Below are 25,620 nucleotides of genomic sequence, written 5' to 3'. Positions count from 1 at the left end.
CGCCGGCACCAGCCGAGCCTAAAACGCGCCAGGCACCTTTTTGCGGCAGCGGAAAATCCCAAGTGCGCGTGCTGTAATTGGCATGGCGCGGCACGAGGCGCACTTGAGGGGAAGGCGGCAAAACGACGCCTACACGGGCAGTAGAACGGGGATCGTAACTCACCCGTTTAGTATTTCAGATGCCCTGGACACCAGCAGAGCTTCGACCCTTTCAATATTCGAACGCGTGGTTGACTTCGAAGCGGGATGCAAGTTATTGACGTAGCGGCGATAAGCTGAGGCACGCAACAACAACTGCGGCATACCTGGCACGTGTCCAAAGCGCGAACAAATTCCATCATCCACAGACTCGGCTACTAGGCCGTCGACAATAACGAGTGCCGCGCTCCAGCCCAGTGGACGTGGGGCTGCGGAAGGCACGACGTCGACAAGCGCCGGCGGATTCGCCCCAGAGTAAACGGTCGTGCCCAGCACGTCCACGTGCGCGATGCCCACGGGGAGGCTATCAGTTAGCTCCGCCGAATAGGCCTCCCCTGTCTCCGCCCAAGCGGCACGCTCGGCGCGAGCGAAAACGTCGTCACGCTGGCCAACATTCGGCATAGGAAATGTAGAAAGCGCCGCGTCCAAGCGCAAGGCCATCTGTGCGGTTTCATCGATGCGCCCACGCAGCTGCCCTGGAACATACTGATTGGCCTTCCAGCCCGCAGCTGTAAAACGGGCATCCGTGCTAAGGACCGGCCTCACCACGCGCGCGCCTTCTACGACGAGCTTCTCACGGACCTTGGCGGACCATCCGGAAAGCTCGTTGGCGCGGGCGAAGACAACGTCACCTACCTTGATGCCGTGATCCCACTCCGGTCCCAGAACCTCACTTTGGACCTGGCGGAGATTGGCGCCAGCGTGAAATGCATTCAGCACGTGCTCTGGAGGAAGCAACATTTAGTTCTCCTATTCCGGCTTATGCGGATCTTTAACCCGCGGGTTTGGATACGGCCATGGATTCGGCTCGCAGGTTACATCCTCGTTGGGATAGACTTCTTTGGAATCTTTTTCATAGAGCTCAGCGTTGTTCAAGCTAAGCGTCTGCTGCATCATGACCGGCGCAAGCTTCCCGTTGCCGCCACACGCCTGGTGGGAGGCATAGCCAATGGCATGGCCAAACTCGTGGTTGATGAGGTACTGGCGGTAATTGCCCAAGTCACCTTCGAATGGCAGCGCCCCGCGCACCCAGCGGGACTCGTTGAGATTGACCGTGGACTCACCAGTGATTCCGGTGTGGCAGGAAGTTTCCGTTTCCAGCTGCGCGCCGCAGAGCTCAGCGGTGGTTTCCAGGGAGGTCAAGCGAATACGCGTATCCGGATTTTCATCGGCCTTTACGTGGGCGAATTCGAAGTCACCGGTAGCCGTCCAACCGCGTGGATCCCCCAGCGTTGCATCGACCATGGCAGCAAAGGCGGAGTCGCCTCCGTACGGGGTCGTGTCGACGCCGTTTTCAATCTCTACCGAGTAACGAACCTTCTTCTTGCCGCCCTTACCCGCATGCGCGCCGGCAGTACCCGCATCGCGGTAAGTATCGTCGCCCTTTTCCGAGAAATCACCGCCGGCGGGTAGCCCGTCCTTCGCCACAGCAATGCGGCTGGCCTTGGCGGGATCGGGGCCTACTCGGTCTTCTTCGGAGGTAGCCGCCGCGTCTCTGCGGGAAGCTACGGTGGCCTCTTCTTCTTGCGCGGGACGTGCGACGTCGACAAGCACCCACACGGTCAGCACCACCATCACTGGGATCGCAACAACGCGCCACCAACCATAAGCCTGTGCAAACCTGACGATCCACGGATCTTGGCCAGGCTTGCGATGCGGGTGACGTGGGGCGCGTTGCGAACTATCCACAGGGCTTTTCATGAGGAAATAGATTACCCGTTGCGCCCTTTTTGAGGGCAATTCCTCTGCTAGGACGCAAAGCTCATGGGTTTAAGCGCCTGCAAAACCGACGGCATGGGTCTTAGCGACGCCGATTTCTGCATAGACCACACGGTCGGTGCGGACGATGTACTTGCGGCCCTTGGTGTCTTCCAGCTCCAAGGTAGCGTTATCTGCCAATGCGGAATTGACCTTGGCTACCAGCTCTTCCTGGGTGCCCTCTGCGTGAATGACGAGCTCACGGGCGGTGTCTGCGAAACCAATCTTGATATCCATGAAAAGGTCTCCTCCTTAAAAGTTTAATTTAAAGTCTCAATGGCCCTACTATAGCCGTACCGGCTACTATCAAGTTGTGTCATTTCAACAGTCTGAGCCCTCGCAATCACCTACCTTTGCGTCCCTCGGCGTCGCAGCAGAGATCGTAGATGCCCTGGCCAGCCGCGGAATTGAGCGCACGTTCGCCATTCAGGAACTGACTCTTCCGATCGCGCTCGGCGGACAAGACCTCATCGGCCAAGCCCGCACTGGCATGGGAAAGACGCTCGGCTTCGGCATCCCAGTTCTAGATCGCGTGTTTGACGACGCCGATATTAAGGAACTAGACGGCACCCCTCGCGCCCTCATCGTGGTTCCTACTCGCGAGCTTGCTGTCCAAGTCGGCGAAGATCTTTCGGCTGCTGCTCGCAATCTCCCGGTACGCCTTGCCACTTTGTACGGCGGGCGCCCTTATGAAGAGCAGATCAAGATGCTCAACAAGGGCGTCGATGTTGTCGTAGGTACCCCGGGCCGCCTTTTGGATCTGGTTCAGCAAGGCCATTTGAGCCTCGAGCACGTGGCAATCCTCGTGCTCGACGAGGCCGACGAGATGCTTGATCTGGGATTCTTGCCAGATATTGAAAAGATTCTGGAAGCTCTCCACGGCAATGCGCACCAAACCATGCTGTTTTCTGCCACCATGCCTGGCCCCATTTTGACCTTGGCACGTACTTTCATGTCGCGGCCTATCCATATCCGCGCCGAATCAGGCGACGAGAACCAAACCCATGCTTCTACCCGCAAGGTGACCTTCCAGGCTCACCGCATGGACAAGTTGGCGATTGTCTCCCGCGCGCTGCAGGCGGAAGGCCGCGGCAAGACCATCATCTTCGCCCGTACCAAGCGCTCGGCAGCGGAAGTTGCAGACGAACTAGCCCAGCGCGGGTTCCGAGTCGGCGCAGTGCACGGTGACTTGGGCCAAGCAGCGCGTGAAAAGTCCCTCAACGCATTCCGCGAGGGCAAGGTGGAAATCCTCGTGGCCACCGACGTTGCCGCACGCGGTATCGATGTCGACGATGTCACCCACGTCATCAACTATCAGGTTCCAGATGACCCAATGACCTTTGTCCACCGCATTGGCCGCACGGGCCGCGCAGGCCATACCGGCACCGCAATCACCTTGGTGGGCTACGACGAGCTGGGTAAATGGCGCCTTATCAACGACGAACTCGACCTCAACGAAGCAGAACCGCCGCAGTGGTTTAGCACCTCCCCCGAGCTTGCCGAGGCCCTCGGTTTTGAAGAGGGCATCGCCGAGTCCGTCGGCCCCGCGACTAAGGTAATCGGCACAACCCGCCTGCGCGAAAAGCCCTCGCCTCGCAATTCCACCCGTACCCGCCGTTCCAGGAGCCGCCGTCGATGAGCAAGACCCCAATCCTTCGCGCGAGCGCGACTGACTGGAAGTTGACTGGCGCCATCGCTGCGGTGTGTGCGATCGCTGTAGGAGGAGCCTACTTTAGCGCCGATATCCGCGACTCTGAGCTGGTTCCGGCAAGCCATGCCATGCCTGACGACGTCGAGGTGCTCGCGGAACCCCCGGTCAAGCTTGCCGAATCCTTCCGCTTGCCCAATACGCCCGTGCCGGGCCAATACCGCGCGCTTTCTGCGAAGGGGCTGACCATCACGCACGAGGGTGAAACAATTACTGCCTCTGACCCGAATGGCAATCCGGTATGGCACTACACGCGTGCGGGTTTAGACTTGTGTTCCCTGGGCACTGCTTGGGGCAAGGTAGTTGCCACCTACCGCACCGGCGTGGGCTGTGGCGATACCGTGGCTATTGATGCGGCGACGGGTCAGTACTCGGATACGCGCAGCGCTATCAATTCCGAAGATGTCGTGGCCATTGCCTCCAATGACCGAGTAGGCACCGTCTCTACTGAACGCGTAGACATTTGGCGCTCGGACATGGTGCGCACCATCGAGTACGGCGATGTTAAGGCCAAGCAAGAGCCGGATATGCAGGAACACGAGGAGTGTTCCATCACCTCGGCTCTAACGCGCACTGAAAACCTCGCCGTTACTGAGTCCTGCCCAGAGAATCCAAACGTTACGTCGCTGCGCCTGATGGGCGCCACCCCGGAGGATTCGCGTAAGCCGGAGATTTCCGCCGATGCCACCATGGATAATCAAGGCTCGAGGCTAATTGCAGTGGGCCAAAAGGCCGCGGCGGTCTATCAGCCCGGCGAGACCCCGCGCATCGATTCTTACTCTGAGACCGGCGAAAAGACCGCCTCACAACCGGTTGCGCCTTCCCCGGAGGTTAATAACTCTTCGACGCCTTTCGCACCGGCTACAGCGGATCTTCCACACCACATGTCTTGGTTTGATGGCCAGCGCCTCTATTTGTTTACTCCGACTACGCTCAAGGTGGACCACGTCTTTGAGGACGCAATCGGAACCGGCATGGCAGTAGGAGATCGCCTGCTTATGCCAACCGATGAGGGAATCGCAGTGGTCAACTGGAGCACCGGTGAAACCGAACGCAACATCCCCGTCGACCGCGGCGACTACGAGGGCCCCGTCTTCCTCACGCAGTCTGGAACCGCCATCGTGGAACAACGCGGCGACACCGCAGTGGGCCTTAGCGCGCTTTAAAGCGCTGCCCGCACAATCGCCGCTGCCAGCGGCCCTAGCTAGCCACGAAAGTTGGCCTCGGCCCACTTCGCGGAGTCCGGCACGACCATCACGAAATACAGCGCGGCAAGAGCGCTGGCAAGAGTGATAACACCCAGCACCGCAGCGCCGCCGCTAAACATCTGGAAAGAGCTCGCGGCAAGGATGATCTCGACGAGGACCACTGCTCCCCTGCCCCAGCGCTTACCCTTTACAAAGGCTAGGGCACCGATAATCACAAAGCCGAACACGATGAAGATGAAGACAGCGGTGCCGAAACCAACGAAGTTGGAAGCGCCTGCCTCAGAGACCATCGAAGCGTTCTCAGCACCCTTCAATTCACGGATAATGAGGAAGAGGCCGAAGGCAATAACAGCCACGGACTGCACGATGGCAATGCCCGCAGCAATCAGCACCGAGCGCGGCGCGCCCGAATTCGCCGCGGCGCTTTTTTCAAACTTTTTGGCAGTGTTCTTCTTCGAATTCTTCTCAGTCACGCGCCACAGTCTACTCACCTGTTTAAAGCATGAGACGCATTGTCATGCCGTTACGACGCGCGGATTTGATAACGCGTGGGAACAAGTACTGCTAGGAACGCGTCCTTAACTATCGACGCGGATGCGCATCGGGGGCATCTGTCCAGAAGTAGATTTGACGGGATCCAAGTCACCACACTCACCTAAAATAACCCAAAGTGGCAGGTAAACTAATTATTGCCAGCTTTCTTGCAGGAAGAAGGGCGCCATTTTTCGCCGTTCACTTGCATGAAAGTCAGTGATCTTTGCCACAATTTACCTCTTAACCCTAGCGGGATGGAGGTAAACATGTCATGATTCTCAAGTAGCAAAAACAACGGACTGTTTAAGCAGCCCAAAACTTGGAAAAACATCCAAGTGAACACAAAGTGAATCATGGCGGCGCCGACGCTGGCCCTAACTCGAGACAGGGCCCCACTGAGCGCAGACCGGTTCGCTCCCACCCCTGTTAATTGCTGTAGTCCGCATTTGTGGACCGCAGAGACCTGTCATGCTGTCTAAATTCTGTTAGGAGATTTCAATCATGGATTGGCGCCACGAAGCTGTTTGCCGCGACGAAGACCCAGAGCTGTTCTTCCCAGTAGGCAACTCCGGCCCTGCACTTACCCAGATCGCAAAGGCCAAGCTAGTTTGCAACCGCTGCCCAGTTTCCTCCGCTTGCCTGAAGTGGGCACTGGAGTCCGGCCAGGATGCCGGAGTCTGGGGCGGTATGTCTGAGGAAGAGCGCCGCGCTCTCAAGCGCCGCCGCAACCGCGGCCGCGGCCGCGCACGCGTTACCGTTTAAAATTCACTTCCCTAATTCTCCGCTAACCTAACCCGATTTCCCCACCGGCTGATCCAGCCACTAAAGTCAGTGGGTAAGTAATTTATCCGCTCACCTATTAGCAAGGAGGCCGCCCATGTCTAAGCGTGGTCGTAAGCGCAAGGATCGCCGTAAGAAGAGTGCAAATCACGGCAAGCGTCCTAGCGCGTAAATAAGCAGCACGACAAAGGCTCGCTCTCCCTTCGTTGAAGGAAGGCGAGCCTTTTGCTGTATCTAAAATAGGCTGCTGAATCTACCTTTGGATTTTAGTTCCAGCGAACCTCGGTACGAGTTATTTCGATGGTGATGCGCTGACGCAGCGACTGTGGCGCTTTGGTGCCAGAACAACACTTGCGAACGAGCGCACGAACCACTTCTTCGCTTTCAAGCCGTGCTTGGCATTCGTCGCACTGGGCAATATGTTCACGGATTTCTAGCGCACGCGCATAGCTTGTGCGCTCATCCAATAGCTCGCAAAACAGTGCCTGGACCTCAGGAGAATTACATGCGCCGCAATTGTTTCCTGTAGCGTTGCTCATTGCTTCTCCTCCATGTCTGGGTGGTTGAGACCGATGCCTTCTTCTCTAGCCACGTCTTTCAACGCGCCACGAAGGAGTTTTCTTCCACGATGTAGCCGGCTCATGACCGTGCCAAGTGGAGTGTCCATAATTTCTGCGATTTCCTTGTACGCCAGGCCTACGACGTCGGCGTAATAGACAACCATGCGATAATCCTCCGGCAAATCATTCATAGCCTCGGAGATCGCGGAATCCGGCATCAACTTCAATGCTTCGACTTCGGCTGATTCCAGGCCTGTCGAATCATGGCCGGCAGTTGTATAGAGCTGAAAATCGCTCAAATCATCTGCTGAAGATTCCGCCGGGCGGCGCTTCGCCTTGCGATAGGAGTTGATGTAGGTATTGGTCATGATTCGGTAGAGCCAAGCTTTGAGGTTGGTGCCTTGCTTGAAGGAGCCAAAATTCTTATAAGCCTTCAGATAGGTCTCTTGAATCAGGTCTTCGGCGTCCTGCGGGTTGCGCGTAAGACGCATGGCTCCACCGTAGAGTTGGTCGAGTAAAGGCAGTGCTTGCTCCTCAAAGAGGCGCTGACTGTCCTTAGCGCTAGTAGTTTTTGTAGCCACGTATCCCATCCTAATGGGTTGGCATGACGCGGCTACTAAAATGCGGCTTATGTCCAAGTCCAAGAAAACTCCGCATGCCGCTACCCCAGTTTTAAAGCTCTTGGAAGAAGCGGGAATCCCACATAAGGTGGCAATCTTCGAGGGCGGTACGGATCATTTCGGTGACACTGCCGCAGCGGAACTAGGCATCGATGCTGATCGCGTATTCAAGACTCTGGTGGTCGATCTCACCGCGGGCAAAGGCGCCAAGCGGGAATTAGCGGTTTGCGTGTTGCCAGTCTCACACAAGCTCAGCCTAAAGAAGGCGGCCGCGGCATTCGGTGCGGCGAAGGCGACGATGGCTGATCCTCAAGATGCCTCGAAATCCTCCGGCTATATTCCAGGCGGAATCTCTCCGCTAGGCCAAAAGCACGTTCTTCCCACCGCAATTGATGAAACGGCTGTCCTCTTCGACACCATCTTTTTCTCCGGCGGGCGCCGTGGCCTCGACATCGAAATGAATGCGGAGGACTTAGCCAAGGTTCTCGATATCACTTTCACCGACCTGGTAGCGCAGTAGTTGGCGCAGCAATCGTTCTAGAACAGCCCTTCCGGGGGTTGTTCTGCAATAAGCTCGGCATAATCGTTATGCACGTTGCCCACGGCTGAATCCGCGGGCCGCGCTTGAAAACCGGTGACGGTGCTTGGCTCGAGCAAAGGCTCGCCTGCCAGCCATGGCCCGATTTCCTCCTGCCGCAGGAACTTAGGCAGGCGGCCGTGCAGCCACGCCATTTCTTCGGTGGCTTCGGTGGTAATCATCGTGGCTGAAAGCCTGTCTTGGCCCGAGGACCACAGCCCGGCAGCAAAGAGCATGCCCTCTGGGCCGGTGACGTAATAGGGCGTCTTCTTGCCCTTGCCCTTGGCCTTGGTTCCACCGCCTGGGCTTGAAACGTCAGCTTTCCATTCGTAGTAGCCATCCAACGGAATGATGCAGCGATTGCGTGCGAAAGCCTCGCGGAACGAAGGCTTAGTCGCCACGGTTTCGGCACACGCGTTAAAAAGCGGCGGACCGTTTAGGTCCTTCTTCCAATGTGGGATAAGACCCCAGCGTGCTGGCTCCACACGTGCTACGGATTCCTGTACACGCACCACGGCAATCGGCTGTGTCGGGGCGATGTTATAACGCGCCGGCGGCAGCCCTTGTGGGGCGTGGACCTCCTCAATACCTGGCCAGTCGCCAACCGCGGCGAGTAAAGACTCGCTGAACAAAACAAATCTTCCGCACATGAACTTATATTATGGACTACATGTCTTTGTATTGGTCAGCCCCGCGTGCCACCGGCCCACTGGATTGGGAACAACCCATTCCAGGGTCGAAGTCGATCACTAACCGCGCCTATATTCTGGCAGCGTTGGCTGACTCTCCATCTATCCTGCGCAATCCGTTGCAGTCACGCGATACGCGTCTTATGGAGGCAGCGCTTGAGTCCATGGGCGTTGCCTTCCGCCACGAAGGCAACGACGTCCACGTCAATCCGGGCCCGCTGCACGGCGCCACCGTCGAGTGCGGTCTCGCAGGAACGGTCATGCGCTTTGTCCCACCCGTCGCAGCACTAGCCAATGGCCCTGTCCGCATCGACGGTGACCCGCAAGCACGCAAGCGCCCAATGGGCACGATGCTTTCCGCACTGCGCAGCCTCGGCGTTGAGGTCGAGGGCGAGGGCCTGCCCTTTGCCATCTCGTCCACGTCAGTTCCAGTAGGCGGCGCAGTGACTATCGACGCCTCCGGTTCCTCCCAGTTCGTCTCCGGACTCTTGCTTTCGGGCGCGCGCTTTGGGGAAGGCATCACCGTCACTCACGAAGGCGGCCCGCTTCCTTCCCTGCCGCATATCGAGATGACCTGTGCAATGCTGCGCCAAGCCGGCGTCGAAGTCGAAGAAAGTAACAATACCTGGCGCGTTAGCCCCGGCCCCATCGCCGGCGGGGAATGGAACATCGAGCCCGATCTCTCCAACGCCACTCCGTTCATGGCCGCAGCGGCGGTTGCTGGCGGCCGCGTAACCATCCCGCAGTGGCCACAGCACACGACCCAGCCGGGCGCTGAGATGTGCGAGATCCTGCAAGCCATGGGCGCCCACGTGGAACAAACAGAAGATTCCGTCACCGTCATCGGTGCCGCGGACGGCAACCTGCATGGCATCGAAAAGCACATGGGCGATATCGGCGAGCTCACGCCTACCGTCGCTGCCCTGTGTGCGCTTGCTTCCTCGCCCTCGCGTCTTAACGGCATCGCTCACCTGCGCGGCCACGAAACAGACCGTCTGACAGCGCTCGCAACCGAAATCAACGCCCTAGGTGGCAAGGTCACGGAGCTTTCCGACGGCCTCTATATCGAACCGGCGCAGCTCCGCGGCGGGAAGTGGCATTCCTACGCGGACCACCGCATGGCAACCGCCGGCGCCATCATCGGGCTGCGCGTTAAAGGCGTGGAAGTAGAAGACGTCAACACCACTGCGAAAACACTTCCTGGCTTTGCAGGAATGTGGGAAGAAATGCTGGAGGCCGCCCGTGGCTAGAAGTACACGCTCATACGACGAATCCGACGTACGTATCCGCCCCGGTAAGGGCTCGCGTCCGCGTACCAAGGATCGCCCCAAGCACAAGGACGCCAAGTTCGGCATGGTGGTGACCAAAGACCGCGGCCGCTGGGGCGTGACGCTCGACGAGGGACCGCAGGTCGTCGCCATGCGTGCACGCGAGATGGGCCGCACCCCGGTCGAGGTCGGTGACCGAGTCGGCGTCGTCGGTGATACCAGCGGGCGCAAGGACACCCTCGCACGCATCGTCAAGCTTGCGGAGCGCACTTCTGTTTTGCGCCGCACTGCCGACGATACGGATCCTTATGAGCGCATCGTCGTCGCCAACGCCGACCGCATGCTCATCGTCACCGCAGTGGCGGATCCTCCCCCACGCTCCGGCTTTGTAGAGCGCGCACTCATCGCCGCCTTCGTCGGCAACGTGCACCCAGTGCTCTGTCTGACCAAGACCGATCTCACCGACCCCACACCTTTTGCTGCCGAATTCGCAGATCTTGACGTCACCGTAGTCGAAGCAGGCGTCGATGATTCCTTGGACCAAGTGCGTGATGTGATAAATGGCCACGTCACAGCCCTCATCGGGCACTCCGGCGTGGGTAAATCCACGCTCGTTAATCGCTTGGTTCCCGACGCTAAGCGCGAGACCGGTGAGGTCTCCGCCGTGGGCAAGGGACGCCATACCTCCACGCAATCCGTCGCTCTTCCGCTGCCAGAAGAGCTTTGTGCAGACGGCGGCTGGATTATCGATACCCCAGGCATCCGTTCCTTTGGCCTAGCGCATGTCGACGCCGATACAGTCCTCGGTGTCTTTGAAGATCTAGCCGCGGCAACAGAATATTGCCCGCGCGGCTGCACGCACGTCGGCCCCCCAGCCGATCCAGAATGCGGGCTGGATCTGAAAATTCCCGAAGGCCCAGCCTCCGCCCGCCGTCGTGACGCGGTGCGCAAGCTGCTCGAAGCGCTGCGCACCAACGTCGATTGGGAAAATTAGAGCAGCTCCACCAAGAAGGGCAGCTCAGATGGGTCGTAGAACGCCATAAAGTTATCCAGGGCGTCTCCTACGGCCAGCTCCGCGTCTTCGTCACCAAGATCGGCGTTATCGATGACCTCGATGGCCTTCGCGGTAGCTTCCTCAGACTCTTCCACGTCCACGTGGATAGCCTGCAGGTTTTCCTCCGTAATGACTGCAGGATTCAGCTTGACTACCGGATCACCCATGTCAGGCTGGGGAGTTAACACAGACTCGTCAACGTCCACCGAAATAACTACGCGACGATGCGGGAAATTCTCCTCGTCGCCAATGGCGAGCAGGCGAAGGGATGCCATCGAAGCCTCCAAGAATGCGGAGTAGGCAATCTCTTCTTCATCCCCCTCGGTGTAGAACTCGCGCAGCGCAGGGGTCACGGTAAAGCCCCAGCCGGAGCGTGCGGCCAACTGGCCGGTCTCCTTAAGCTCGCTGAGCATAGCGAAGGTCGCCGGCAGATAAACGCGCGCCTTAGCCACTTAGAACTCACCCTCGATGTCGAATACAGCCTGGACCTCGACGCTGGTGCGGTCGAAGACGGTATACAGCATGCCGAGCATTCCGAAATCAACGGCAGCACGCACGTTGAGAATAGAGTCATCGACCATGACGCAGTCATTGATCGGCAGCTCGATGGCATCCGCCGCAGCCTGGAAGGCAGCCAGCTCAGGCTTTTCTGCCCCAATTTCGCCGGAAAGGATGACCGCATCAACGATGCCGCGGTATTCCCACTCGCGGATATGCTCTGCGCCTGGGCCACCTGGATCATTAGACAGGATGGCGGTCGCTACGCCGTTAGCCTTGGCTGCAGCGAACAGGGAACGCCAGCGCTTGACGTCTTCCTCGGTGCCGTCCAAGACACCAACGAAATCTACGATAAGACCGCGCATTTAAACTTCCTTAATACTAAAAGAGCGGGTGTGCTTTTAACGGACGAAAGTATATCTAAAAATAAAAAATATCGCGCCCACCCCTTTCAGCATTCTCACAGGAGCCAGCGCTTTCCGACGCCACGTGGCACAATGGTGGGTGCGTTCGCCTCCTGTATGACCTGCAGGAAGGCTCACTTAAGTTGTATTCACCTATCCCTGGTTTTAGCCACCTCAAGCTCTATACCGCGCCCGATCGAGTGCGCTATGAGAGAAAGCCCACGGAAGAAGACCTTTCCGCCCGCAAGGAAATCCTCGACCTTGTCGTCTTCGCACTGGAGGTTACGGGCGGGCTGCGCCCACTGCATCATCTAGCGGGCAACAAGTACAACCGCGATATCAAAGTGCATTTGCGCGCTTGGGCGCTTAATCATCGGCCCCACGATAGGCCGCTGCGCGCACAGCTGCGAAGCCTGCACGCCCGCGCTAACGGTGAGTTCTTTGGCTCGGCCGATATTGGCGGCAAACGCCATGGTTTTACCGGGTCCTTCAAGCACAATCGGCTAGAAGAGTTCCGCTTGCTCTCCCTTGGCCACAACCTGAATATCTAGGCTCAAGGGGCAGGGCTCGCACCAAGTACTTAGGGCCAAATATTAAAGCGACCCCAGGCGCAGCAGGATGTCGGTCCAATCCACCGAGGTCCATGCGCCGACGCCGAGGCCAATCACAGAGGCGATGCCGCCAAAGAGCATGCCAATCTGGCCGAAGGCAGGGCGCTCTTCGGGGGTCTTACTGGGTTTTCCATCTGCAATGCGTTCTACGCATTCTGCGACCGTGAGGTTCTCGGTTTCGGCAGCAGAAAAGTAATCTTCCATGCCTGCAGCGACAACAGCCTCATGGCAGGAACGCGGTTCCTGTTCAACCTCGCCGTAGGCTTGCGCGGTTCCGCTCAGGAGCGTGGCAGACAAAAATGCCGAAAATCCCAGGCTGAGTGAACGACTGCGCACGGAGTTACCCTTCTTAGAAAAAGAAAATCTATTGTTGGCTTCCTTCTAGAGTATAGGAAACTGGCATAAAACTTAAAGCGCCTGACCAATTTCTTGGCCAGACGCTTCAAATGAGCTTATATCCGCTAAGCCTCGGTGGTTTCAGGGGAAGCTGCCTGGGCTTCCTGCTGCGCCTTGAACTGCTTGCGGAGCATGAACAGCTGGCGGACGGTCTCTTCCTTGACGCCCTCGTTCATGGCGTTGAACATCTCGCCGCCTTCCTTCTGGTACTCCCCCAGCGGATCGCGCTGTGCCATCGCACGCAAGCCGATGCCTTCCTTCAGGTAGTCCATCTCGTAGAGGTGTTCACGCCACTTCTGGTCGATGATAGGCAGGATGACCATGCGTTCGGTGTTGCGCATCTGGGACTCGCCGCCGATAGCGCTAACGGACTCTTCGAGTTCGTCGTACTCGTGGTTAGCATCGCTTAGCAATGCATCGCGCAGCTGCTCTGCACTTAGCTCGCCGACAGAACCGTACTCGGTGCCCTCCACCAAGGACTCGTGGCTCATAGTCGGGCCATAGAGAGACTCCAAAGCATTCCACAGCTCGTCCAAGTCCCAGTCCTCGACGTAGCCGGTGGCAGTAGCGCCGGCAACATAAGCCGACACGGTGTCATCGATCATGTCGCGGATGTTGTCCTTGATGTCACCAGAGTCCAAGATGTCGTGGCGGGTAGCGTAGACAACCTTGCGCTGCTCGTTGAGCACTTCGTCATACTTCAGAACGTTTTTACGCATTTCGAAGTTCTGATTCTCCCCCTGTGCCTGGGCGCCCTTGATGGAGTTGGACACCATCTTCGCCTCGATCGGGACATCGTCAGGCACGTTCAGGCGGTTCATCATGTTCTCCATGGACTGACCCACGAAGCGAACCATCAGCTCATCACGCATCGAAAGGTAGAAGCGGGTCTCACCTGGATCGCCCTGACGGCCGGAACGGCCACGCAGCTGATTGTCGATACGGCGAGATTCGTGGCGCTCGGTGCCCAGGACATAAAGGCCTCCTGCTTCACGGACCTCGTCACCCAGGCGCTTGGAACGCTCACGCTCCTCGTCAATCTCAGCGTCCCATGCCTCCTGGTAACGCTCTTCATCCTCGAAAGGATCGAGGCCGCGCTCACGCAGTTTCTCGTCCAGGATGACCTCGGGGTTGCCACCCAGCACGATATCGGTACCACGGCCTGCCATGTTGGTAGCAACGGTTACGGTGCCAGGGCGACCGGCGCGGGCGACAATCTGGCCCTCTTCCTCGTGGTGCTTCGCGTTCAGGACGGAGTGCTTGACGCCACGCTTGGTCAAAAGCTGGGACAGGTACTCGGAGCGCTCAACGGAGGTGGTACCAACCAGGACCGGCTGGCCGGCCTCGACGTGCTCAGCAATGTCATCGACGACTGCGGCGAACTTTGCTTCCTGCGTCTTGTAGATGCGGTCAGCCTGGTCAACACGCTGGTTCGGCTTGTTCGTCGGAATCGGCACAACATCGAGACCATAAATGGAATGCAGCTCGGCAGCCTCGGTCTCTGCGGTACCGGTCATGCCGGAAATCTTCTCGTACAGGCGGAAGTAGTTCTGCAGAGTAACGGTCGCCAGAGTCTGGTTCTCGTTCTTGATCTCCACGTTTTCCTTGGCCTCAATGGCCTGGTGCATGCCCTCGTTGTAGCGACGGCCTGCCAGCACGCGGCCGGTGAAAGAGTCAACGATCATGACCTCACCGTTACGCACGATGTAGTCCTTATCGCGCGCAAACAGTTCCTTCGCCTTCAGCGCGTTGTTCAGGTAAGACACGAGCTGCGAGTGCTCTGGGGCATAGAGGTTGTCGATGCCCAGCTGGTCTTCCACGAATTCCACGCCATCCTCAAGCACGCCGATGGTGCGCTTCTTGTGGTCTACCTCGTAGTGGATACCCTCGCGCATCTTCGGCGCAATCTGGGAGAAAACGTTGTAGAACTGGGAGGATCCGTCCACTGGGCCGGAGATGATAAGCGGGGTACGGGCTTCGTCGATAAGAATGGAGTCAACCTCATCGACGATGCAGAAGTTATGGCCGCGCTGGACGACGTCGTCAAGCGTGCGGACCATGTTATCGCGCAAATAGTCAAAGCCCAGCTCGTTGTTGGTGCCGTAGGTGATATCGCAGCCGTAGGCTTCCTTGCGCTGTGCAGGGCGCATCTCGGAAAGAATGACGCCAACGCTAAGGCCCAGCCAGCGGTGCACACGACCCATCATCTCGGCGTCACGCTTTGCCAAGTAATCGTTGACGGTAACGATGTGCACGCCCTTGCCCTCAAGCGCATTGAGGTAAGCCGGCAGCAGCGAGGTCAGGGTCTTGCCCTCACCGGTGCGCATCTCGGCAACGTTGCCGAAGTGCAGCGCCGCGCCACCCATGATCTGCACCTTGTAGTGCTTCTGATCGAGCACGCGCCAAGCGGCTTCACGGACGGTGGCAAAAGCCTCGAGAAGAATGTCATTCATCTCTTCGCCGGCCCCCAGGCGGTCCTTGAATTCCTGGGTCTTTGCCTTTAGTTCTGCATCAGATAGAGCAGCGTACTCCGCATCGAGAGCAATAACGTCATCAGCCATCTTTGCTAGGCGCTTGACGGTGCGTCCTTCGCCTGCGCGCAGCAGCTTGGAGAGTCCAAACACTTCTAGATAGTCCTTCTTGTCGCGACAAAATAGTTAACTTCTCGTCATTGTACCCACTGGGTAGTTAACGCTTGATTCCGACCACCTTATGAAACCCTGAACGTTTGCGGTGCGTCAGCAAAACTTTAGCCCCTCCTCCGCGGTGCATAGGCCCCGACAATCAGGGACTTAAGCGAACGCGGCGGAAGGGCTAAATCTTAAAAAGAGTTGGGTTTACTCCTCAGTTGCGTCCTCCGACAGGGAGATGATGCCGTAGTCGAAAGCATGACGACGGTAGACCACAGATGGCTTGTTGTTTTCTTCGTTAATGAAGAGATAGAAGTCGTGGCCCACGAGCTCCATCTCGCTCAAAGCATCATCGACGCTCATCGGGGTAGCCGGGTGCTCCTTGGAGCGGACGATCTGGCCGGGGCGAACATCCTCGACGGTTTCTGCATAGGGATCGATGTAGCGCTCTTCCTTCGCGCGCTCGTGCTCTGCAGCAGCAACGATCTCAGCAGCCAGCTCGCCGGTACCCTTCTGCGCGCGGTGACCGGACTTCACGTTCTCACGGCGGACCTTGACCTTACGCAGGGAACGCTCCATCTTTGCCAGAGCGGTTTCCAGTGCTGCGTAGAAGGAATCTTCCTTTGCTTCAGCGCGAGCGATGTGGCCCTTACCCGTTGCGGTGATCTGGATGCGATCAGACTCTGCTTCACGACGCGGGTTCGGCTCGTGCTGGAGCTCCACGTGGAAGAAAGTCAGAGTCGGGTCAAGGCGTTCAATCTTGGCCAGCTTTTCGGTGACGCGCTCTTGGAAGTGGTCTGGCACCTCGACGTTACGACCGGTGATGGTGACCTGAGCGTTGGTGGGCTGGGACATTGAATTGCCTCCCTTATCTCGTGGGGACTGAATGACTGCACATTCCGCAGGTGAAAGGCCCTTTCCGATGCGACTTTCCAAAATAGAAACCGGATGGTTTGGGACACTTTATCTGCTTCCCTGTGACACTCTTCATGGTAGCACTGGTCATAACCAAGGGGACCAATAGGGCCGGAATTACCCCTGCAACCAACCGAATCTAAGCTTCTGCCAGTACGATTGCCCCATCAGGGACTCCCCCGCTGCCCCGCAGACGGCTGGCGCTGGCCACCAAAGTTGCGCCGGTGGTTACCACGTCGTCGACAAGCAGCAATCGTCGTCCTACGATCCGGCTTGCAGCAGGCCTGACCTGCACCGCTGCGCGCATATTGTCCCAGCGTTGAGTTGCAGAAAGCTCGGATTGATCAGCCGCTGACTCCCGAACTTCCAATGCCTCGCATACGCTTACCCGCGGCAAGGTCTTGGCCACCTGCATGCAAATCTGCGCTACTGGGTCGCCACCGCGTGCTCGCGCCGAAGAACGCCGCGTGGGGGCTGGCACCAGCACTAATTCCTCCGGAATCTCGCCGCGCGCCCGCAAATGCTCAATGCCTGCGGCATAAACTGCTGCCACATGGCTGCGCACTTTGCGGTTACCCCGCTCCTTCATGGCCACGATGAGGTTTCGCCGCACGTCCGAATAGGGCCCGAGCGCCCATACCGGCATCCCCAATGGGACTGGCCTAGCAATCTGTTGCGGCAGCGCCCGCAAATGCAGCTGGCAACGCGCACATAGATGTGCTGCAGCCTCTAGCTCTCCCCCGCATCCGGCACACTGATGCGGAACAACTATTTCGAACAAGGCCGCCGCACGCTGTGCCAAAACGCGCGAATCCCAATGCTTACCTACTAGTGCCACCTATCTCTTCTCCCCCGAGCACTCGGCTTATTTTCGCCCCATGTTTGCCTCACGCATGCTTGTCTCACGATTGCCTGAAGCCACCCCAGCTTTAGGCGCAGACGTCACAACTTGTATAAGGCGCTTTTACTTGGCAACGATAGGTGAAGAACGCTGACCCTGCAGGCCGGCAACCTCGCGCCAGAAGGTGTTGTCGGTGTTTTCGGCAGGTAGCTCCAGCAATGCGTGAGAGTCGGTGATGTAAAGCTTCGTTGGAGAAGCTGCAACTGCCACCACCGGCGCGGTCACATTACCCGTTGCCAAAGTCGTTGCAGAAGAGCCATCCTGTTCGATGCGCCATACCGGCGAGTTCACGCTATCTGTGCCCACCATCAATCCGCCGTCGCTCATCCAATCCAGCGAAAGCGCGGTATTTTGTATCTCTTGACCCACGCGATGCGCATTAACGATTGAGTACTTACGGTTTTTGCCGCGCACGACGACGCCGACGTAGACGTTGCCCTCAATAATCATCGCAACGCGTGCTCCGGTAGCCGAGAGGCGAATAACAGAAATCTCGCCCTGAATACTATCCAGGCTAGAGGAGTCGACCTCAGATTGATGCAGTTCGCCCTTCGCCGAGCGGGATACGCGAACAATTTTCTTGCCATCAACAACAGTCCAAATGCTCTGGCCGTTTGCCTCAAAGGTCGGGCGCGCCAGTGTCTTAGACTTCAGGTCATCCTCCAGCTTTACGCCTAGCTCTCCCATGCTCAATTGATATTCATCGGAGGACTTCTTACGTATTGCGGCTACGATTCCTTCCTTGGAGATATCCGCAGACTGAACATCTGAGCCCCTGCCCAGGACGCTGTTGGCTGGCTCCACCTGGTCACCTGCGACTTCAAACAAGGCTCCGTTGTTGACGGCGAAAAGCTGGGCGTCAGAGCTGACCAGATTTCCAGGGTTGAATTCGGCAAAATCATCGACGGTCATCACGTCCAAGCCATCAACGAGAGGGCTACCATCCGCCGTAGCTTTAACGGTGGTAGATACACCAGCGTTGTTTAACGTCCACGTCAGCGCCGCGGCAAAGCGGAAACGCTCGTCCTTGCTCATCGAGCTCAACCCGCCGAAGTTGTAGGTGCCGTTTTCATAACCTAAGAACGTCGCCGAAGTTGGCGTTAGATCTGTAGTCGCCGGACGCAGATCAGTATTGGGGCCTTCCAGCAACAAGGTGACAATTTCGCTATCGATGGATTGCTGGCCGGTGTAGATCCAGCGCCTATCCGAAACGAGCGATTCGCCCGACTGCCCCAAGAAATAAAGCGAAATTGGCCGGTAATTATTACGCAAGTCGTTGCGTTCAATGACCAACTTGGGCGGAAAATCTTGGATACGCCACTGCCCGTCCACCTTCTGCATTTGCACGGTGGCTGAATAATCGCGTTCACTCGGGGTATAAGCACCGTTAGGGCTCAAGGTACCGATATGTTTTCCACTGACTTCGAAGGTTTTATGGTCCAGGCCATTATCCGTGGTCAAGATGTCGATAGAGTCGACCACATCCACGGCTTCTTTCGGCGTCCATTGCTCTTGGGCGTCCGGTGTTAGGAAGTTGCGGGTGGATTGATAGTCATTGGCAGGCTTCCCGGAGGCCTTATAGAATTCACGCAGTACCAAGTCTGCATCCGCGTCCTGCTTCGGGGACATGATTTCCACTTGCGGATCGGCTTGCGGTGCAAAAGTGGCGATGACCTCGGGCGCAGTGTTATTCGGCAGCGTCGAGCAGCCGGCAGCCGAAAACAAGAGAAAGCCACTAGACAGCGCTAGACATTGCCGCGCCTGCTTTTTCCAGCGCGTAGCCCTAGACGAGTTGGGATTATTCATCACCGCTCCTTCTCGTCGTCTTGTACACCCTTATCCGGGTGCGCTGCCTCGCTTTCGGCGACGCTACCAGAGCGATCACCGCTGGATTCAGGGCCAGGTTCCGGGGCGTCGTCAAGCACCGCGGACTCCAGCTCCACGAACTCACGAGCACGGCGCTCCGAAGGCCAGATGATGCCGACATCTTCTTGCTCCATTACCTCTGCCGCTTCCAGTTCCGGCTGCGGGGCATTGGGGACCTCAAGGGCAATCGGCTGCTCTTCGATGGCCGTGTTCGGCGAGCGCGGAACGATGAGGCGGAAGCGCGAACCGACGCCGATATAACCGATGGCATCGAGCGTACCGCCGTGCAAGACCGCATCCTCGCGGGCGATGGCCAAGCCCAAACCGGTACCCCCTGAATGGCGCTTACGCGAAGCATCTGCACGCCAGAAACGGTTGAATACGAGCTCTTCTTGACCGTCCTTCAGACCCACGCCAGAGTCGGTCACCGCGATGCCCACCGCTTGGTCATTGGCCTGCAAATCGACGACCACGGGATTTCCCTCAGAGTGGTCGATAGCGTTGGCCAAAAGATTACGCAAGATGCGCTCAATGCGGCGCGAATCTGCTTCGATAGTGACGGGCTCATCCGGCATATTAACCTGCACGTCGACGTTTAATTCCTCTGCCAGGTGCTGGACCTGTGCCAGCGCAGAGTCAACACAGGAGCGGGCGTCGAATGAGGCCGTGGAAAGGTCAGCCACGCCCGCATCATGGCGCGAGATCTCCAGCAGGTCGGCGAGCAATTCCTCGAAGCGATCAAGCTCGCGAATCATCAGCGCTGATGCGCGGCGAGTATGCGGCTCAAGGGAATCCGGATCAGCAGCGATGAGGTCCGCCGCCATGCGTACCGTGGTCAACGGAGTGCGCAGCTCATGGGAGACGTCTGAAGTAAATTGGCGCTGGAGATCGCCATATTCCTCAAGCTGGTTAATCTGCTTTGAAAGCTTGTCAGCCATGTCGTTGAAAGAGCCCGCCAGACGGCCCATTTCATCGTCAGAGTTGACCACCATACGCTCGCGCAAGTGGCCTGCCGCGAGGCGTTGCGCAATGCGAGATGCGGAACGAATGGGAACGATAACCTGCTGCGTTGCCAGCCAAGCGATGCCGACCAGCAACACGACAACCACCACGCCGGCTGCCGAAAGCAAACCGCGCATGAGCGCCATTGTGGCTTCCTCAGACTCCATCGACAGCACCAGGTAAACCTGGGCGTTTGGAATATCGGAATCGATTGGGGTGCCAATAATCAAGGCATTATAAGGATCGCCGCCGGGGTGATCCACGCTGGTGTATTGCTGCGCCACCTGGCCGTTAGACACCAAGTCCCGTAATTCATTGGGCAGGCGAAAGCCCTCAGGAGAAGTAGTAAGAGAGTTATCGTCGTTTTCTACGGCGATAACAGCTTCATAGGCTTCTTGGTGTTCGTTGTGATCAGCCGATAGCTGGCCAAGGGAAGAACGTGCGGAATTGATGCGCACTTGGTTCGAGTTGGCGCTGCCAGTGGCATCGATTTGCTGCTCCACGGTGGTACGCGCGCGATCGAGCTCCTGGCGGGCTGCATCTTCTTTTTGGCTGACCAAACGCTGCGTCAGCACCGAGACAAGCGCGTACGCCAACAAGAGCATGACCACCGTGGATGCCACGAGGATCATGCCGATGACCCTTGTCTGCAGCGATGTGCGCCACTTATCTACAACGCCATCCTGCAGACGCTTAAACCAATCAAAAATAGCTGCGGGTCCTCTTTATTCGCCGGCGCCAGTCTTGCCGGTCTTATAGCCAACGCCGCGGACGGTCAGGACGATCTGCGGGTCTTCCGGATCGTGCTCGATCTTGGCGCGCAAACGCTGCACGTGCACATTGACGAGACGGGTATCAGAAGCGTGGCGGTAGCCCCAGACGGATTCCAGTAGCGCTTCACGGGTGTGCACCTGGCCAGGCTTGCGTGCCATCTCGAGAAGTAAGTCGAATTCCAGTGGGGTAAGTGAAAGCTCCTCGCCGTCGACGCGCTTGACGGTATGTTCTGGGACGTCGATGACTAGGTCGCCGACCTCGATGAGCTCGCTGGAGGAAGAGTCGGTGCGGCGCAGGCGCGCACGAATGCGGGCAACCAGCTCCTTCGGCTTGAAGGGCTTGGTGATGTAATCATCAGCGCCAGATTCCAAGCCAAGCACTACGTCGACAGTGTCCGTCTTCGCGGTGAGCATAACGATAGGAACTGCCGATTCCGAGCGGATGGCGCGGCAAATATCAACGCCATTCATGCCCGGCAGCATGAGGTCAAGCAGGATGAGCTCTGGCTCGTGTTCGTGGAAAGCAGGAACTGCTTCATTGCCGTCAGTAACAGCGATGGGCTCGAAGCCTTCGGCCTCAAGAACGATGGTCAACATTTCCGAGATGGCTGGATCATCGTCAACGACCAGAATCTTCGGCGCCATTTTCCTACTCCTCTACGAGTTCCTTGACAGATTGCACAATCATATCGGTATCAGCGGTGGCGATCCAGCGTCCGCCCCACGCACGTTCCGCTAATCGACGATACGCCGCCGCAGTGTTCGTCTGGAGATCACTGTCTTTTTCATATCGGTCACGGGCACGGCCGGCGTCCTCGGCTGCGCGCGCCTCGGCGCGGGCTGCGGCGAGCTCGACGTCGGTGTCGAGAAAGATCTGCAGGCTGGGCTTAGGCAGCCCCAAACGCGAAAACTCAAGATCGTAGACCCAGTCTACGACCTCATCGGTACCCAAGCGCGCGGCCGAGTAGGCGGCGTTTGAGGCCACGTAACGGTCCAAAATCAGCAGGTCTTTGCCCTCTTGCGCTTCCAACAGGCAGTCTTTTGCGCCAAACCTGTCAAGAGCAAAGAGGGTGGCCATGGCATAGGCGGAATCCGTTAAGTCACCCATCCGGCCGTAGAGAGCCTCTTGGGCCAGCTGCGCGTGCACGGATTCTTCATAGCGCGGAAAGCCCAAGACATCGACTTCTACAGAAAGCTCGCCTTTAATCCTGTTTACGAGCGTGTTCTTGCCCGCACCGTCAATTCCTTCGATGCTAACCAGCATTATTAGGACAAAGCCTCAATGAATGCTTCGAGGTCATAATCTTCTTCCACGCCCTCCAGCAATTCCAGAGCCTGCTCGTTGAGCTCTTCGCTGCCGGAGCCGGCAAGCCCACGGATAAACGGATAGGAAGAAACAATTTCACCGGCGCTAAACGGCACACCGGCCCAGATGGCGGCGATGGTAGCGGCCGCTAGTGCATTGCGCTGTTCCTCTTCAGAAACGGAATTGTCATTCGTAGCCAAGGCACAAGCATCAGATACAGACTCAACGATGTCCTCGTCATCAAGGTTGGCGGGTTCATCCAGGAAATCAACGTTGACGTCATCTGCAAAGATGTCTTCGTCCCAAGTGCTCATTGCGCTCTCCTTTGATATAACGCGAAAGTTCTACTGCTGGTGGCCTCCACCGCGGGCAGACAGTTGATGAAGGGGAGAAATCTTCCCGCGATGTTTACTTCTATATCTAGCCGCTGCCGCTGCTTTTGTCAGTGCGTTGCCACAGTCAATTTATACGTTAAAAACCACAGAGAGAATCAACACACTTTAGGCTGAGCGCGGAAACAGAGGTCAATCGCCAATTCAGTCCAGACGGACAAGCACCTTGGGCCGTGTAGGACGCAGAACTTCCCCGGCTGCGCACTGCGAAGCGGAAGCCGAACTAGCTAAACCAAATTCCGAAACACTCTTTCAAGGAAACTTCCGCCTACATGGCGATACGTAAGATGCCTATTCCACTAAATACTCTTACATGGTATGGTCGTTACCGAGTTGTTACACATATCAGTTTCCAGCCCGCATCCCCGCTGGTCGGAAGCTATTTCTTTGAAGTCCATTATTGTAACGGTTAGAACTAAGCCATTCCCCTTAGAACCCTCCATAGGTGGCTTGAGAAGGAAAGGAGCGTACGATGAAGCCCGATGCACGTCGCGTGTATGTCTTTATCGCCCTCGGTCTCCTTTTCGCGTTGTTCGTAGGCTACGGTGTCTGGCGTGTTTCCACGCCTGACACCGTGGCGTCGCACAGCACCAGCGAGTCTGTAACTCAGGTTGGCGAAACCGAGTCGCAAAGCAAGCGCACCTCGCAAACTCCCACCACGAGCAGCCGCCCCCACTCCAAGCACAGCAGCAAGAGCCACAAAGACAGCTCTTCCCGCAAGCGCGCCGTGGCACTCAAGAATGACCCATTCTTGGCCCCAAACGCTTTTACCGGCAGCACCTCTAACACTGGCCCCACGTCGGTTTACCGCCCGGAGAACCTCTCCTCCCAGTCCCACGCCACCGCGCAACAGAATGCCAACAGCACCTACGCAACGGGCTACCCACAGGAGCCTTCTAACAGCGCCTCCGGCACTGCTGCACCAACCACTTCTACGCAGGCAACTGCGCAACAGCCAACCAGCCAAGCTTCTGCACCAAACAACACGCAGCCAAGCCTGACTGAAACCGTCCGTCCAAAGCCCGGGGATTCCGACTCCGGCCAGCCCACGGCGGCTCAGCCCGTCGAGCCTTCTCCTTCGGGCGAAGCCACCCCAGGCAAGATGAACGGCACGGAAGTTCCTGCTACCGATACAGCGCCAACTTTTGGAGGCAGCGGCGATACCGTTGATGCCCCGCAGCCAAGCTCCGAGCCGACCTATGCAGATACTTTTAAGGAGCCGACTGCTGTTGATGTCGAGGACACCAACATGACCGAAGCCGTCGATATCTCCGATCCAACCGGCTAGGCTCCTACCCCAACGGAAGCGCCGACCACCGGCGCGACTACGGCCGCAGGTCAGGCAACTAACCTCGCTGAGGCCCCAGTGCAACTGCTCGATGGTCAAGCGGTAACCAATTTGCGCACTCCCGCGGTTTCGGTTGCCACAATTGTCGATTTTCTGGAAGGCCCTGGCAACGCTTCATCCACGGCGAACGAGCCGCTGCGCGTTGTCATCTTCGTCGCACTGGGTTCGCACACTCCGGACGCACGCGAGCTTAGCGGCGAACTGGTGGGCGCTTCTACGGTTATCGTCGAAGATTTAGATGCCACGTTCGTCGAAGGCGGCGACGTCATTCAGGCAGAGGCCGAGGGGTTTATTGAGCGCAAGGATGTAGTTTCCATGGCGGAGATAATTCGCGGTGACGTTACAGGTCTCCTAGCAGGCCCTAGACACGAGCGATAAAGAGCTGGCTCGCCTCGCCCGCTGCAACCCGCGCCACTACGGTCTCCTCTGCTGCTGGCAGCCATGCCGCCTGCCCCGGCTGCAGCTTGAGCTCTTGGCCTTCGGTGTCACGCAGCTCCACTTCCCCACCGGTGCACAGCGCAATGGCCGGACCATCGAAGTTCAGCTCAACGGTATCGTCTGCGCAGAGCTCTACGCGGTCCAAGATGAATTCATCGATCGGCACCGGATAGGCCCAAGCCTTAGCGCCGTGCAGGGTTTCTTCTACGCTCTTCTCTTTTTGCTGCACGCGCGGATCATCCACGCTTTCATAAGTGAGGACCTTGACCAATTCCGGAACATCCACGAACTTCGGGGTCAGGCCGCCGCGCAGGACGTTGTCGGAGTTCGCCATGATCTCCACGCCAAGGCCCGAGACATAAGCGTGCAGCGCGCCGGCGTTGAGGTACACAGCCTCGCCGGGCTGCAAGACCACGTGGTTGAGCAAAAGCGCTCCCAAGACACCGATGTCACCTGGGTATTGCTCGTTCAGGCTGATGACTGTGCGCATATCGCGTGCCATCCACGCCGCAGCCGAATCCGCTGGTTCTGCTTCAAGGCGCGCGATCAGCTTTTCACCAGCCTCGACGATTGCTGCGATGAGTTCCTTACGCTTTGTAGCCGGGATAGTGATCCAAGTGGTAAACAGCGCGCGCAAGTTTTCCGACTCCGCGGCGGCCTCCGGCAGGAGCATGTTCAGGTAGTGCTCGAGCTCAGGGCATTCCAAAGCCTTCAGCAGCTCCAGCGTGCGCTCGAGGGGCCGAAAGCCAGCCATGGCGTAGAACTCAGTGAGTGCCACTATGAGCTCCGGCTTGTGGTTGTCATCCTTGTAGTTGCGGTTCGTGGCGCTTACCTCGATACCCTGCTCATTTTCGCGGGCAAAACCCTCTTCCGCCTGCGCCTTAGAGGGGTGCGCCTGCAAAGACAGCGGCTCTGCGGCGGCCAATATCTTCAACAAGAAAGGCAGGCGCTTGCCATAGTCTTGCTGCACGCGCTTGCCCAACTGCTCCGCCGGAGCGGCTGCAATAACCTCGTCGAGGCGCTGGCCATCAACGGTTGAAGGGGCCCCCGGATGCGCGCCGAACCAGAGCTCGGCTACCGGGGTATCGCTCGCGGGATCACCTTTGAGCTCAGGAATCATGGTCCGTGAGCCCCAGGAGTAGTTGCGGGTTGCGCTGTTGAGCAGCTGCATATGTATTGCTTCCTT

General features: G+C 57.9%; 29 protein-coding genes. 10 read left to right on the top strand and 19 right to left on the bottom strand.

Translation table 11 applies throughout. The features are described from left to right. Positions 1-159 precede the first annotated feature (159 nt). The 3 genes from HMPREF2724_RS04915 to HMPREF2724_RS04905 form a co-directional block, all read right to left on the bottom strand. Positions 160-939 carry a hypothetical protein gene (locus HMPREF2724_RS04915; protein WP_061921039.1) on the bottom strand — a complete coding sequence of 260 codons (780 nt, stop codon included), beginning with the start codon at positions 937-939 and terminating at the stop codon, positions 160-162. A 9-nt stretch (positions 940-948) separates the two neighbouring features. Next, complete coding sequence (locus HMPREF2724_RS04910; RefSeq protein ID WP_083306089.1) at positions 949-1,899, bottom strand: DUF3152 domain-containing protein; 951 nt, start codon at positions 1,897-1,899, stop codon at positions 949-951. Positions 1,900-1,968: 69 nt separating this feature from the next. Beyond that, on the bottom strand, positions 1,969-2,193 hold the full coding sequence (locus HMPREF2724_RS04905) for a DUF3107 domain-containing protein (protein ID WP_061921035.1): 225 nt from the start codon (positions 2,191-2,193) through the stop codon (positions 1,969-1,971). 76 nt (positions 2,194-2,269) lie between these two features. On the opposite strand from HMPREF2724_RS04905, the gene HMPREF2724_RS04900 reads away from it, so the two are divergent. Next, positions 2,270-3,595 (top strand): DEAD/DEAH box helicase, encoded by a 1,326-nt coding sequence (locus HMPREF2724_RS04900; protein ID WP_062041773.1) that lies wholly within the window; start codon positions 2,270-2,272, stop codon positions 3,593-3,595. Next, positions 3,592-4,830, top strand: coding sequence for an Rv3212 family protein (locus HMPREF2724_RS04895; protein ID WP_062035661.1), 1,239 nt, complete (start codon positions 3,592-3,594; stop codon positions 4,828-4,830). The genes HMPREF2724_RS04900 and HMPREF2724_RS04895 overlap by 4 nt, the downstream gene beginning before the upstream one ends. Before the next feature lie 38 nt (positions 4,831-4,868). Here HMPREF2724_RS04895 and HMPREF2724_RS04890 read toward each other — a convergent pair whose 3' ends face one another. Further along, on the bottom strand, positions 4,869-5,345 hold the full coding sequence (locus HMPREF2724_RS04890; RefSeq protein ID WP_062035662.1) for a hypothetical protein: 477 nt from the start codon (positions 5,343-5,345) through the stop codon (positions 4,869-4,871). Positions 5,346-5,907: 562 nt separating this feature from the next. Between HMPREF2724_RS04890 and HMPREF2724_RS04885 the strand changes: the two genes are divergently transcribed. Beyond that, complete coding sequence (locus HMPREF2724_RS04885) at positions 5,908-6,168, top strand: WhiB family transcriptional regulator (protein WP_061921027.1); 261 nt, start codon at positions 5,908-5,910, stop codon at positions 6,166-6,168. Between the two features lie 115 nt (positions 6,169-6,283). Further along, positions 6,284-6,358 (top strand): 50S ribosomal protein bL37, encoded by a 75-nt coding sequence (locus tag HMPREF2724_RS13465; protein ID WP_096030696.1) that lies wholly within the window; start codon positions 6,284-6,286, stop codon positions 6,356-6,358. 94 nt (positions 6,359-6,452) lie between these two features. On the opposite strand, the gene rsrA is transcribed toward HMPREF2724_RS13465, so the two are convergent. Together rsrA and HMPREF2724_RS04875 are read right to left on the bottom strand one after the other, a co-directional pair. Continuing rightward, positions 6,453-6,725, bottom strand: coding sequence for a mycothiol system anti-sigma-R factor (gene rsrA, locus HMPREF2724_RS04880; RefSeq protein WP_062035663.1), 273 nt, complete (start codon positions 6,723-6,725; stop codon positions 6,453-6,455). Next, positions 6,722-7,336, bottom strand: coding sequence for a sigma-70 family RNA polymerase sigma factor (locus tag HMPREF2724_RS04875; protein ID WP_062035664.1), 615 nt, complete (start codon positions 7,334-7,336; stop codon positions 6,722-6,724). The genes rsrA and HMPREF2724_RS04875 overlap by 4 nt, the downstream gene beginning before the upstream one ends. Positions 7,337-7,367: 31 nt before the next feature. Here HMPREF2724_RS04875 and ybaK point away from each other — a divergent pair, with 31 nt between their 5' ends. Further along, positions 7,368-7,886 carry a Cys-tRNA(Pro) deacylase gene (gene ybaK, locus HMPREF2724_RS04870; protein WP_083306088.1) on the top strand — a complete coding sequence of 173 codons (519 nt, stop codon included), beginning with the start codon at positions 7,368-7,370 and terminating at the stop codon, positions 7,884-7,886. A gap of 17 nt (positions 7,887-7,903) precedes the next feature. Here the strand turns inward: ybaK and HMPREF2724_RS04865 are convergent, their stop codons facing one another. Beyond that, positions 7,904-8,593 (bottom strand): SOS response-associated peptidase, encoded by a 690-nt coding sequence (locus HMPREF2724_RS04865; protein WP_070587437.1) that lies wholly within the window; start codon positions 8,591-8,593, stop codon positions 7,904-7,906. Between the two features lie 20 nt (positions 8,594-8,613). On the opposite strand from HMPREF2724_RS04865, the gene aroA reads away from it, so the two are divergent. Next, positions 8,614-9,882 (top strand): 3-phosphoshikimate 1-carboxyvinyltransferase, encoded by a 1,269-nt coding sequence (gene aroA / locus HMPREF2724_RS04860; RefSeq protein ID WP_235591008.1) that lies wholly within the window; start codon positions 8,614-8,616, stop codon positions 9,880-9,882. After that, positions 9,875-10,894 carry a ribosome small subunit-dependent GTPase A gene (rsgA, locus tag HMPREF2724_RS04855; RefSeq protein WP_070587431.1) on the top strand — a complete coding sequence of 340 codons (1,020 nt, stop codon included), beginning with the start codon at positions 9,875-9,877 and terminating at the stop codon, positions 10,892-10,894. Before aroA ends, rsgA begins: the two co-directional genes overlap by 8 nt. Here the strand turns inward: rsgA and HMPREF2724_RS04850 are convergent. Together HMPREF2724_RS04850 and HMPREF2724_RS04845 are read right to left on the bottom strand one after the other, a co-directional pair. Continuing rightward, positions 10,891-11,406: a DUF6912 family protein gene (locus tag HMPREF2724_RS04850; protein ID WP_070432427.1), complete on the bottom strand. Its 516-nt coding sequence runs from the start codon at positions 11,404-11,406 to the stop codon at positions 10,891-10,893. The two genes, rsgA and HMPREF2724_RS04850, sit on opposite strands and share 4 nt — an antisense overlap. Then, positions 11,407-11,817: an HAD-IA family hydrolase gene (locus HMPREF2724_RS04845; protein ID WP_061921014.1), complete on the bottom strand. Its 411-nt coding sequence runs from the start codon at positions 11,815-11,817 to the stop codon at positions 11,407-11,409. A gap of 182 nt (positions 11,818-11,999) precedes the next feature. On the opposite strand from HMPREF2724_RS04845, the gene HMPREF2724_RS04840 reads away from it, so the two are divergent. Further along, the gene (locus HMPREF2724_RS04840) at positions 12,000-12,407 is read left to right on the top strand and encodes a hypothetical protein (protein ID WP_070455495.1); all 408 of its coding nucleotides are present in this window, start codon (positions 12,000-12,002) and stop codon (positions 12,405-12,407) included. 42 nt (positions 12,408-12,449) lie between these two features. Here the strand turns inward: HMPREF2724_RS04840 and HMPREF2724_RS04835 are convergent, their stop codons facing one another. The 9 genes from HMPREF2724_RS04835 to HMPREF2724_RS04795 all read right to left on the bottom strand — a co-directional run bounded on the left by HMPREF2724_RS04835 (position 12,450) and on the right by HMPREF2724_RS04795 (position 22,570). Continuing rightward, the gene (locus HMPREF2724_RS04835) at positions 12,450-12,764 is read right to left on the bottom strand and encodes a hypothetical protein (protein ID WP_141748337.1); all 315 of its coding nucleotides are present in this window, start codon (positions 12,762-12,764) and stop codon (positions 12,450-12,452) included. Between the two features lie 164 nt (positions 12,765-12,928). Beyond that, positions 12,929-15,487: a preprotein translocase subunit SecA gene (secA, locus tag HMPREF2724_RS04830; RefSeq protein ID WP_070587429.1), complete on the bottom strand. Its 2,559-nt coding sequence runs from the start codon at positions 15,485-15,487 to the stop codon at positions 12,929-12,931. A 213-nt stretch (positions 15,488-15,700) separates the two neighbouring features. After that, the gene (gene hpf, locus HMPREF2724_RS04825; protein ID WP_062035670.1) at positions 15,701-16,348 is read right to left on the bottom strand and encodes a ribosome hibernation-promoting factor, HPF/YfiA family; all 648 of its coding nucleotides are present in this window, start codon (positions 16,346-16,348) and stop codon (positions 15,701-15,703) included. Positions 16,349-16,547: 199 nt separating this feature from the next. Next, positions 16,548-16,961: a ComF family protein gene (locus tag HMPREF2724_RS13125; protein ID WP_246818206.1), complete on the bottom strand. Its 414-nt coding sequence runs from the start codon at positions 16,959-16,961 to the stop codon at positions 16,548-16,550. 411 nt (positions 16,962-17,372) lie between these two features. Beyond that, a complete protein-coding gene (locus HMPREF2724_RS04815; RefSeq protein ID WP_061921004.1) occupies positions 17,373-19,115 on the bottom strand; it encodes an LpqB family beta-propeller domain-containing protein in 1,743 nt (580 codons plus the stop codon). Further along, positions 19,115-20,809 carry an MtrAB system histidine kinase MtrB gene (gene mtrB, locus HMPREF2724_RS04810; RefSeq protein WP_082778558.1) on the bottom strand — a complete coding sequence of 565 codons (1,695 nt, stop codon included), beginning with the start codon at positions 20,807-20,809 and terminating at the stop codon, positions 19,115-19,117. Before mtrB ends, HMPREF2724_RS04815 begins: the two co-directional genes overlap by 1 nt. A 93-nt stretch (positions 20,810-20,902) precedes the next feature. After that, positions 20,903-21,595 carry an MtrAB system response regulator MtrA gene (mtrA, locus tag HMPREF2724_RS04805; protein ID WP_061921002.1) on the bottom strand — a complete coding sequence of 231 codons (693 nt, stop codon included), beginning with the start codon at positions 21,593-21,595 and terminating at the stop codon, positions 20,903-20,905. A gap of 4 nt (positions 21,596-21,599) precedes the next feature. Further along, on the bottom strand, positions 21,600-22,214 hold the full coding sequence (locus HMPREF2724_RS04800; protein WP_061921000.1) for a dTMP kinase: 615 nt from the start codon (positions 22,212-22,214) through the stop codon (positions 21,600-21,602). 2 nt (positions 22,215-22,216) lie between these two features. After that, on the bottom strand, positions 22,217-22,570 hold the full coding sequence (locus HMPREF2724_RS04795; RefSeq protein WP_070587428.1) for a DUF4259 domain-containing protein: 354 nt from the start codon (positions 22,568-22,570) through the stop codon (positions 22,217-22,219). A gap of 550 nt (positions 22,571-23,120) precedes the next feature. Between HMPREF2724_RS04795 and HMPREF2724_RS04790 the strand changes: the two genes are divergently transcribed. Then, the gene (locus HMPREF2724_RS04790; RefSeq protein WP_061920996.1) at positions 23,121-23,936 is read left to right on the top strand and encodes a hypothetical protein; all 816 of its coding nucleotides are present in this window, start codon (positions 23,121-23,123) and stop codon (positions 23,934-23,936) included. A gap of 78 nt (positions 23,937-24,014) precedes the next feature. Further along, entirely contained in the window at positions 24,015-24,374 is a 360-nt protein-coding gene (locus HMPREF2724_RS04785; protein ID WP_061920994.1) for a hypothetical protein, read from the top strand. On the opposite strand, the gene manA is transcribed toward HMPREF2724_RS04785, so the two are convergent. Then, the gene (gene manA / locus HMPREF2724_RS04780) at positions 24,358-25,605 is read right to left on the bottom strand and encodes a mannose-6-phosphate isomerase, class I (protein WP_070432422.1); all 1,248 of its coding nucleotides are present in this window, start codon (positions 25,603-25,605) and stop codon (positions 24,358-24,360) included. The two genes, HMPREF2724_RS04785 and manA, sit on opposite strands and share 17 nt — an antisense overlap. Positions 25,606-25,620: the final 15 nt, after the last annotated feature.

It is taken from the genome of Corynebacterium sp. HMSC071F07 (assembly GCF_001810285.1).
Lineage (GTDB): Bacteria > Actinomycetota > Actinomycetes > Mycobacteriales > Mycobacteriaceae > Corynebacterium > Corynebacterium simulans.
The sequence above is the reverse complement of the archived record's forward strand: the minus strand, read 5'-3'. Positions and strand labels throughout refer to the sequence as shown.

Excerpts from the sequence above, each read along its gene's own strand:
- HMPREF2724_RS04915 (WP_061921039.1), bottom strand. The coding sequence starts at position 939 with ATGTTGCTTCCTCCAGAGCACGTGCTGAATGCATTTCACGCTGGCGCC.
- HMPREF2724_RS04910 (WP_083306089.1), bottom strand. The coding sequence starts at position 1,899 with ATGAAAAGCCCTGTGGATAGTTCGCAACGCGCCCCACGTCACCCGCAT.
- HMPREF2724_RS04905 (WP_061921035.1), bottom strand. The coding sequence starts at position 2,193 with ATGGATATCAAGATTGGTTTCGCAGACACCGCCCGTGAGCTCGTCATT.
- HMPREF2724_RS04895 (WP_062035661.1), top strand. The coding sequence starts at position 3,592 with ATGAGCAAGACCCCAATCCTTCGCGCGAGCGCGACTGACTGGAAGTTG.
- HMPREF2724_RS04885 (WP_061921027.1), top strand. The coding sequence starts at position 5,908 with ATGGATTGGCGCCACGAAGCTGTTTGCCGCGACGAAGACCCAGAGCTG.
- rsrA (WP_062035663.1), bottom strand. The coding sequence starts at position 6,725 with ATGAGCAACGCTACAGGAAACAATTGCGGCGCATGTAATTCTCCTGAG.
- HMPREF2724_RS04875 (WP_062035664.1), bottom strand. The coding sequence starts at position 7,336 with ATGGGATACGTGGCTACAAAAACTACTAGCGCTAAGGACAGTCAGCGC.
- ybaK (WP_083306088.1), top strand. The coding sequence starts at position 7,368 with ATGCGGCTTATGTCCAAGTCCAAGAAAACTCCGCATGCCGCTACCCCA.
- HMPREF2724_RS04865 (WP_070587437.1), bottom strand. The coding sequence starts at position 8,593 with ATGTGCGGAAGATTTGTTTTGTTCAGCGAGTCTTTACTCGCCGCGGTT.
- aroA (WP_235591008.1), top strand. The coding sequence starts at position 8,614 with ATGTCTTTGTATTGGTCAGCCCCGCGTGCCACCGGCCCACTGGATTGG.
- HMPREF2724_RS04845 (WP_061921014.1), bottom strand. The coding sequence starts at position 11,817 with ATGCGCGGTCTTATCGTAGATTTCGTTGGTGTCTTGGACGGCACCGAG.
- hpf (WP_062035670.1), bottom strand. The coding sequence starts at position 16,348 with ATGTCCCAGCCCACCAACGCTCAGGTCACCATCACCGGTCGTAACGTC.
- HMPREF2724_RS04815 (WP_061921004.1), bottom strand. The coding sequence starts at position 19,115 with ATGAATAATCCCAACTCGTCTAGGGCTACGCGCTGGAAAAAGCAGGCG.
- mtrB (WP_082778558.1), bottom strand. The coding sequence starts at position 20,809 with ATGATCCTCGTGGCATCCACGGTGGTCATGCTCTTGTTGGCGTACGCG.
- mtrA (WP_061921002.1), bottom strand. The coding sequence starts at position 21,595 with ATGGCGCCGAAGATTCTGGTCGTTGACGATGATCCAGCCATCTCGGAA.
- HMPREF2724_RS04800 (WP_061921000.1), bottom strand. The coding sequence starts at position 22,214 with ATGCTGGTTAGCATCGAAGGAATTGACGGTGCGGGCAAGAACACGCTC.
- HMPREF2724_RS04795 (WP_070587428.1), bottom strand. The coding sequence starts at position 22,570 with ATGAGCACTTGGGACGAAGACATCTTTGCAGATGACGTCAACGTTGAT.
- HMPREF2724_RS04790 (WP_061920996.1), top strand. The coding sequence starts at position 23,121 with ATGAAGCCCGATGCACGTCGCGTGTATGTCTTTATCGCCCTCGGTCTC.
- manA (WP_070432422.1), bottom strand. The coding sequence starts at position 25,605 with ATGCAGCTGCTCAACAGCGCAACCCGCAACTACTCCTGGGGCTCACGG.